Origin of the sequence: Burkholderia sp. E168m23 (genome assembly GCF_016586125.1) — a bacterium.
In the GTDB taxonomy this organism is placed as follows: domain Bacteria; phylum Pseudomonadota; class Gammaproteobacteria; order Burkholderiales; family Burkholderiaceae; genus Burkholderia; species Burkholderia orbicola.
In genome coordinates this window covers 1-8185 of sequence record NZ_BCPP01000218.1, presented here as the reverse complement: position 1 = coordinate 8185, position 8185 = coordinate 1, and the positions used below count along the sequence as shown (strand labels likewise).

General features: G+C 66.4%; 6 protein-coding genes. All 6 read right to left on the bottom strand.

The window, feature by feature from the left end; translation table 11 throughout:
* Positions 1-1913 (bottom strand): efflux RND transporter permease subunit (locus tag JMF90_RS13695; RefSeq protein WP_201325162.1); only part of this gene is annotated, 1913 nt, incomplete at its 3' end.
* A 109-nt stretch (positions 1914-2022) separates the two neighbouring features.
* Positions 2023-3657 (bottom strand): ABC transporter ATP-binding protein, encoded by a 1635-nt coding sequence (locus JMF90_RS13690; RefSeq protein WP_201316946.1) that lies wholly within the window; start codon positions 3655-3657, stop codon positions 2023-2025.
* A complete protein-coding gene (locus tag JMF90_RS13685; protein WP_054927851.1) occupies positions 3657-4760 on the bottom strand; it encodes an ABC transporter permease in 1104 nt (367 codons plus the stop codon). The genes JMF90_RS13690 and JMF90_RS13685 overlap by 1 nt, the downstream gene beginning before the upstream one ends.
* Positions 4714-5766: a microcin C ABC transporter permease YejB gene (locus JMF90_RS13680; protein WP_125380662.1), complete on the bottom strand. Its 1053-nt coding sequence runs from the start codon at positions 5764-5766 to the stop codon at positions 4714-4716. The genes JMF90_RS13685 and JMF90_RS13680 overlap by 47 nt, the downstream gene beginning before the upstream one ends.
* A 12-nt stretch (positions 5767-5778) precedes the next feature.
* Positions 5779-7641 carry an extracellular solute-binding protein gene (locus JMF90_RS13675; protein WP_125380661.1) on the bottom strand — a complete coding sequence of 621 codons (1863 nt, stop codon included), beginning with the start codon at positions 7639-7641 and terminating at the stop codon, positions 5779-5781.
* A 190-nt stretch (positions 7642-7831) separates the two neighbouring features.
* On the bottom strand, positions 7832-8185 hold a 354-nt coding region (locus JMF90_RS13670), incomplete at its 5' end, for a TonB-dependent receptor domain-containing protein (protein WP_201325161.1).

The following is an 8185-nucleotide window of genomic DNA, read 5'->3' as shown; positions in this document are numbered from 1 at the left end:
CAGTCCTTCAGCTCCACGAATGCCATCCCGACGTTCTGCCCGCTGCCCGCGAAACTCCAGCCGATCACGCTCGTCACGTTCGCGATCGCCGGCTCCGCGCGCAGGATCGCCTCGACACGCTCGACGACCGCGAGCGTGCGCGCCTGCGTGGCGCCCGCCGGCAACTGGATCATCACCTGCAGTTGCCCCTGGTCCTCGGTCGGCAGGAAGCCGCCCGGCATCATCCAGTACAGCAGCCCGCATGCGATCACGAGCGCCGCGTAGACCGCCACGACCATGCCGGTGCGGCGCACGGCGAACACGGCGAGACGGCGATAACCGGATTCGACGCGCGCGAAGGACGCACCGAAGCAGTCGGCCAGATGCGTGCCGATGCCACGTCGCCGCGCGCGGCCGATTCCGCCGTCGTGTCGCGCGACCGGCTTCAGCAGGTTCGCGCACAGCGCGGGCGTGAGCGACAGCGCCATGAACGACGACACCAGCATCGATGCGATCATCGCCACCGCGAACTGCCGGTAGATGCCGCCGACGGCGCCCGGAAAAAACGCCATCGGCACGAATACGGCGGTCAGCACCGCGGTCACCCCGACGATCGCACCGCCGATCCGCTTCATTGCGCGGCGCGTGGCGTCGCGCGGCGACACGCCCTCCTCCATCACCCGGTGCACGCTCTCGACGACGACGATCGCATCGTCGACAAGGATGCCGATCGCCAGCACGAGACCGAACATCGTGAACACGTTGATCGACAGTCCGAACGCCCACATCGCGACGAACGCACCCATCAGCGTGACGGGAATCACGACGGTCGGCACCAGCGTGTAACGCAGATCGCGCAGGAACAGCCACATCACGCAAAACACCAGCACGACCGCCTCGACGAGCGTCAGCACGACCTCCCGGATCGCGATCGTCACGAAATGGGCGCCATCGAACGGAATCTCCATCGCCACGCCCGGCGGCAATACCCTCGACAGTTCGGCAAGCCGCGCACGGATCGCGTTCGACGTTTCGAGCGCGTTGCCGCGCGGGCCGAGCTGAATGCCGACGGTGGCCGCCGGGCGGCCGTTCAGCCGCGAATAGAACGAATAATCGTCGCGGCCGATTTCGACACGCGCGACGTCGGCGACGCGCACCACCGAACCGTCCTGCTTCGACTTCAGCACGATCCGGCCGAACTCCTCCGGCGACGTCAGCTGTCCCTTGACGACGATCGTCGCGGTGAGCTGCTGGCCGCGCTCGAACGGCGCATCGCCGATCGCACCGGCCGTCACCGTCGCGTTCTGCACGCCGATCGCCGCGATCACGTCGTCGGCGCCGAGGTCGTATTCACGCAATTTGTTCGGATCGAGCCAGACCCGCAGCGCCTCGCCGGCGTCCCACAGCTCGGCCGCGCCGACGCCCGGCGCACGCTTCAGTTCGCGCAGCACGTAGCGGTTCAGGTAATCGCCGAGTTGCGCGGAATCGCGCGTGCCGTCGGTCGACGTCAGCGTGACGAGCATCAGGAACGTGTTCGCTGCCTTGAATACGCCGATCCCCTGCTGAACGACCTGCTGCGGCAACCGCGGCTCGACCTGCTTCAGCCGGTTGTTCACGTCGACGAGCGCGATGTCCGGATCGGTGCCGGGCGAAAACGTGACGTCGATCTCGAGATTGCCGTGACCGTCGCTGCTCGTCGCGTAATACAGAAGCCCGTCGGCGCCGTCGAGGCTTTCCTCGATGATGCTGCCGACCTCGCCGTCGACCGTCTCGGTCGACGCGCCCGGATACGCGGCCGTGATCACGACCCGCGGCGGCGCAAGCCGCGGATACTGCGCGATCGGAAGCTGCGGAATGGCGAGCACGCCCGCGACGACGATTGCGAGCGCAACGATCCACGCAAAGACGGGACGATCGATGAAGAACGATGGCATCGGCATGCGTCAGCGAACCGCCGGCGTTTCGGCGCGGGACCGCGGAACGGCATCCCCGTCGGCGCCGCACGGCGTTTGGGCGACCTGGGCGTACTTCGCCCGGTTCACGTCAATCATCGGTTCTCTCTTGTGTGCCGCGCACCGGAGCCAGCATCGACGACGCGAGCAGCGCGCGTGTATACGGATGGGACGGCGCATGCAGCACGTCGAGCGTATCGCCCTCCTCGACTACCCGCCCCGCCTTCATCACCACGACCCGGTGGGCCATTGCACGCATCACCGCGAGATCGTGCGTGATGAACAGGTAGCTCAGCTCGTACTTCTTTTGCAGATTCGTCAGCAGATTCAGCACCTGCTTCTGGATCGACACGTCGAGCGCGCTCGTCGGCTCGTCCAGCACCAGCAGCTCCGGCTCCACCGCCAGCGCGCGCGCGATCGCGATGCGCTGGCGCTGGCCGCCGGAAAATTCGTGCGGATAGCGAAGCATCGCTTCGGCCGGCAGGCCGACCTCCTGCAGCAGCGCGGCGACCCGCGCGCGCCGCGCGGCGCCGGCTACCTGCGGCCGGTGCACGGCGAGCCCCTCGCCGACGATCTGCTCGACCGTCATCCGCGGCGACAGCGAGCCGAACGGATCCTGGAACACGACCTGCATCCTGCCGTACAGCGCGCGCCTGCCGCCCGTCGTCCGCAGCGCGTCCAGCGGCATGCCGTCGATTTCGATCGAGCCCGCGGCCGGCCGCTGCAAGCCGAGCACCGTCGCCGCCAGCGTCGATTTCCCCGAGCCCGATTCGCCGACGATTCCCAGCGTTTCGCCGCGCCTCAGATTCAACTTCACATCGTGCACGGCGCGGAACGTCGTCTTGCCGAGCACCGCGCGCCAGCCCTTCGCCGCGATGCGGTAATCGACGGCGAGGTCCTGCACGTCGAGAATCGTCTGCGCGCCGGCCGCGACCGGCTCGACGTCCCGCTGCGGGGCGCTGTCGAGCAGCCGGCGCGTATAGGCGTGCTGCGGCGCGGCGAACAGCGCGTCGGTCGTGTTCGTCTCCACGAGCACGCCCTGCTCCATCACGGCCACGCGCTGCGCAAAACGCCGCACGAGATTCAGGTCGTGCGTGATCAGCAGCACGGCCATCCCGCGCGCGGCCGCCTCCTGCTCCTGCAGTTCGATCAGCAGATCGACGATCTGCTGGCGCACCGTCACGTCGAGCGCCGTCGTCGGCTCGTCGGCCAGCAATAGCCGCGGCCGGCATGCCAGCGCCATCGCGATCATCGCGCGCTGCCGCTGCCCACCCGACAACTGATGCGGAAAGCTGTCGATGCGCCGTTCCGGCTCCGGAATCCCGGTGCGCCGCAGCAGCGCGATCCCCCGCTCGCGCGCATCGCCCGGCCGCAGCCCCTCGTGCAGCCGCAGGCTCTCGGCGATCTGCTTACCGATCGTATACAGCGGATTCAGCGCCGTCATCGGTTCCTGGAACACCATCGCGATGTCGGCGCCGCGAATCCCGCGCATCTGCCGTTCGGTCTTCGCGAGCAGGTCCTCGCCGTCGAACAGCATCCGTCCCGACAGCGTCGCCTGCTGCGCGAGGCGCAGGATCGACAGCGCCGTCACGCTCTTGCCCGACCCCGATTCGCCGACGAGCGCCACGCGCTCGCCGCGGCCGACCGACAGGCTCAGGTCCTGCACGGCCGCCTTCGTACCGAAGCGCGCCGAAAACCCGTCGATCTGAAGCAACGCATTCGCCATCATCGCTCCCCGCCGAATGCCGAGCCGCGCGAGCGCGTGTCGAGCGCGTTGCGCAGCGCGTCGCCCATGAAGGTCAGCAGCAACAGCGTGATGACGAGCGCCGCGAACGCGGAGATCGAGATCCACCACGCGTCGAGGTAGTTCTTGCCTTCCTGCAGCAGTTCGCCGAGGCTCGGCGTCGGCGGCTGCACGCCGAGGCCAAGGAAGTCGAGGCTCGTCAGCGACAGGATCGCCGCGCTCATCCGGAACGGCAGGAACGTGATCACCGGCGTCAGGCTGTTCGGCAGCACGTGCCGCCACATGATCTGCCAGTTCGACAGTCCCATCGTGCGTGCGGCCTTCACGTAGTCGAGCGCGCGGTTGCGCAGGAACTCCGCGCGCACGTAATCAGACAGCACGAGCCAGCCGAACATCGACAGCAGGATGAACAGCAACCACAGCGAAGGCGTGAAGATCGATGCGAAGATGATCAAGAGGTACAGGTCCGGCAACGCACTCCAGATCTCGATCAAGCGCTGCCCGATCAGGTCGGTGCGGCCGCCGTAGAAGCCCTGCAGCGCGCCGGTCAGCACGCCGACCAGCACCCCCGACACGGTCAGCGCGAACGCCATCAGCACCGACAGCCGGAACCCGTACAGCAGTCGCGCGAGCACGTCCCGCCCGAACTGGTCGGTGCCTAGCCAGTTGCTCGCCGACGGCGGCGCCGGATACGGCCGCGATGCGAAATAGTCGATCGTGTCGTAGCGGTAACGATTCGGCGGATAGATCGCGAAATTGCCGCCTGCCTCGAGCTTCGCGCGAATGTACGGGTCGAGATAGTTGGTCTTCGCCGGAAAGTCGCCGCCGAACTCGGTCTCCGGATAGTCCTTCACGATCGGAAAGTAATAGTGCCCGTCGTAGCGCACGAGCAGCGGCCGATCGTTCGACAGGCCGTCGGCACACAGGCTGAGCACGAACAGCGTCGCGAAGATCGCGAGGCTTGCATAGCCGAGCGGCTGCGCACGAAAGCGCTGCCACGTGCGCCGCCACGGCGACGGCGACGGCGCGCACGCTGGATCAGTGGTCCAGGCGGCTGAACTGGATACGGGGGTCGACGAGGACATAGCAGATATCCGCGATAAGCTTGGTCAGCAGACCGATCAGGGTGAACAGGAACAGCGAGCCGAGCACGACCGGATAGTCGCGGCGGATCACCGAGTCGTACGACAGTTGCCCCATCCCGTCGAGCGAGAACAGCGTCTCGATCAGCAGGTTGCCGTTCAGGAAGGCACCGACGAACGCGGCCGGCAACCCGGTGAGCAGCGGGATCGCCGCATTGCGCAGCACGTGCTTCCACAGCACGTCGCGCTCCGGCGCCCCTTTCGCGCGCGCGGTCAGCACGTATTGCCGGCCGATTTCGTCGAGGAACGTGTTCTTCGTCAGGATCGTGACGATCGCGAAATTGCCGATCACCGACGCGGTGACCGGCATCACCATGTGCCACAGATAGTCGAGCGTCTTGCCGATCAGCGTCAGGTCGTCGAAGTTGTCCGACGTGAGCCCGCGCATCGGAAACACCTGCCAGAACGTGCCGCCGCCGAACAGCATCAGTAGCAGCACGCCGAGCACGAAGCCCGGCACCGCGTACCCGGTCAGCACCAGCACGCTCGTCACGGTGTCGAACCGCGAACCGTTGCGCACCGCCTTCGCGATGCCGAGCGGCACCGACACGAGATACGTGAGGATCACCGTCCAAAGCCCGAGCGTGATCGACACCGGCAGCTTCGAGCGGATTACCGCCCACACGCTGCGGTGCGCGAAGTAGGACTGGCCGAGGTCGAACGTCGCATAGCTTTTCAGCATCAGCACGTAGCGTTCGAGCGGCGGCTTGTCGAAGCCGAACTGCTTGCGGATCTGCTCGATCTGCTGCGGGTCGACACCCTGGCTGCCGTGGTAGCCGCCTCCACTTCCGCCCGCCTCCCCGCCGCGCGTGCTGCCGTGGCGCAATTGCGCGAGCACCTGCTCGACCGGGCCGCCCGGCACGAACTGCGTGACCGCGAACGTGATCGTCACGACGCCGATCAGCGTCGGGATCATCAACAGCAGGCGCCTGAGTATGTATGCCAGCATGGTTGTTCTCCGTCAGGCCGCCGGAGCGGGTTGGACCGCCGGCCGCTTCCCGTACCAGTAGTCGACGATCCAGTCCTCGTACTGATAGGAAGCCGGCACGACCGCCGGATGGCCGAGCGTCGTCTTGTACGCGATCCGCGCGTTCGGCATGTAGTACTGCGGGACCAGTACGTACAGATTGATCAGCACGCGATCAAGGGCGTGCGTGGCCGTCTCGAGATCGTCGAGCGTATTCGCCGCGAGCGCCGCGCGGATCAGCGCATCGACGGCTTTCGACTTCACGCCCGGATAGTTCTCCGAGCCGGGCTGCGAGGCAGCCGCGCTGCCGAAACGGCGCGTCAGCTCCGCGCCGGGGATCGTCACGGGCGAGTAGATATACGTCGTCATGTCGTACTCGAAATTGTCGAGCCGCTTCTGGTAGAGCGCGCTGTCGATCTCGTGCAGGTACGCATGGATGCCGAGCGTCGCGAGCGCTTGCGTGTACGGCAGGATCAGGCGATCCATGCCGGGCTGGTCGTCGATGATCTCGATCGTCATCGGCGTGCCGTTCGCGTCGCGCAGCGCGCCGTCGCGATAGTGCCAGCCGGCCTGCGCGAGCAAGTCGCGCGCTTGCCTGAGGTTCGCGCGCAGCGAGCCCGGCGGCAGCGTCGACGGCTGCTTGACCATCGGCCCGAACACCTCCGGCGGCAGCGTCGAGCGGTACGGTTCGAGCAGCGCGAGCTCCTTCGCGCTCGGCATGCCGGACGCGGCGAACGGGCTCGCGTCCCAGAAGCTGTTGGTGCGGCGGTACTGTCCGTAGAACATCATCCGGCTCATCCAGTCGAAGTCGAACGCCAGCGCGAGCGCATGCCGCACGCGCACGTCCTGGAACATCGGCTTGCGCAGGTTCATCAGGAAACCCTGCATCTGCGCGGGGCCGTCCGGGAATTCCCCCTTCTTCAGCATGCCGTTGCTGAAATTCTTGCCGACGTACTTGCGCGCCCACTGCGTCGAGCTGTACTCCATCCGCGCGTCGACATCGCCGGCCTTGAACGCCTCGAGCGCCGTGTACTGGTCGAGGTACAGCTTGAACGACACGCGCGCGAAACGGAACATCCCGCGCCGCGACGGCAGATTCGCGGCCCAGTAGTGCGGGTTGCGCACGTACGCGATCTGCTTGTCGTTCCTGCGCTGCTCGATCAGGTACGCGCCGCTCGCGATCGGCGGCTCGTTCGCGATCTGGTCGAACGCCGGCCGCGTACCGTCCGCGCGCTGCCCCCACTTCGGCGAGAACACCGGCAGGTCGCCTGCGATCAGCGCGGCGTCGCGCTCCGCGTGCTTGAATTCGAAGCGGATCGTGTGGCTGTCGACGACCACCGCGCGCTTGATGATCGAGAATTGCGCGTTGTACAGCGGCGACGCCTGCGGGCTCGTCAGCGTATCGAACGAATACTTGATGTCAGCCGCGGTGATTGCGTCGCCGTTCGAGAAGCGCGCGGCCGGATTGATGTGGAACGTCGCGGACAGTCGATCCGGCGCGACCTCGACGTCGTCGGCGATCAGCGCGTATTCGGACGCGAGTTCATCCCAGCTGCGCTGCATCAGCGTGTCGAACATCAGGTTCTTGATGTCCGGCGCGGGCGAGCCGCGGGTCAGAAACGGGTTCAGCGAGTCGTAGCTCTGTGCTTCGTCGTAGTTTTCGAAGTTGAGCGTGCCGGTATCCGGCGCCTGCGGGTCCGCATAATCGAAATGCGTGAAGCCCGGCGGGTATTTCGGCTGGTCATATTGCGCGATGGCCGGCACCGCGCGCGCGGCTTGCGGCATGACCGCGGCGTATGCGATCAGCACCACGCATGCGAACAGTGCGTGTATCCGTCGCCATTTCAACAGTCTCATGTTCAATCAACCCGGTAGCGTGCCGGCCCGATGCCCGCGCGCGATCAATGCCTGCCGATTCATACGTCGTCGATGCCGGTCGAACCCGGCAGTACCGTCATCGCGCCTGGTTAAAAAAAGGCCGCTCCGAATTAGGGGTAGTGGACGTGGAGCGGCCTGTCCAAGCAGTTCGGTCTTGCGCGTGTCGGCGTCAGAACTTGTACGTCGCGCCAACCTGCGCGAAGCGGCCGATATACGAATACACCGACGTGTCGTACCCGCTCTGGCTCAGCGTGCCGTTCGCGAAGATCGGATCGTACGGCGGCGTGCGGTTGAAGATGTTGTCGATGCCGCCGTAGATCGTCCAGTTCTTGAAGCCCGTGTACGTCAACATCAGGTTGAACTGGCTGTACGAACCGACCTTCGGCGGCTCCGCCAGCAGGTTCTGCGCGTACGGGCCCGTGAACTGCCACGTCAGCGCCGCATCGAACTTGCGATAGTTCCAGTCGAGCGTCGTGTTGCCGCGCCAGCGCGGGAAGCTGCCGCCGAACGGCTGCGTGATCGT

Coding starts and splice junctions, on each gene's coding strand:
- JMF90_RS13690 (WP_201316946.1), bottom strand. CDS start 3,657: ATGGCGAATGCGTTGCTTCAGATCGACGGGTTTTCGGCGCGCTTCGGT.
- JMF90_RS13685 (WP_054927851.1), bottom strand. CDS start 4,760: ATGTCCTCGTCGACCCCCGTATCCAGTTCAGCCGCCTGGACCACTGAT.
- JMF90_RS13680 (WP_125380662.1), bottom strand. CDS start 5,766: ATGCTGGCATACATACTCAGGCGCCTGCTGTTGATGATCCCGACGCTG.
- JMF90_RS13675 (WP_125380661.1), bottom strand. CDS start 7,641: ATGAGACTGTTGAAATGGCGACGGATACACGCACTGTTCGCATGCGTG.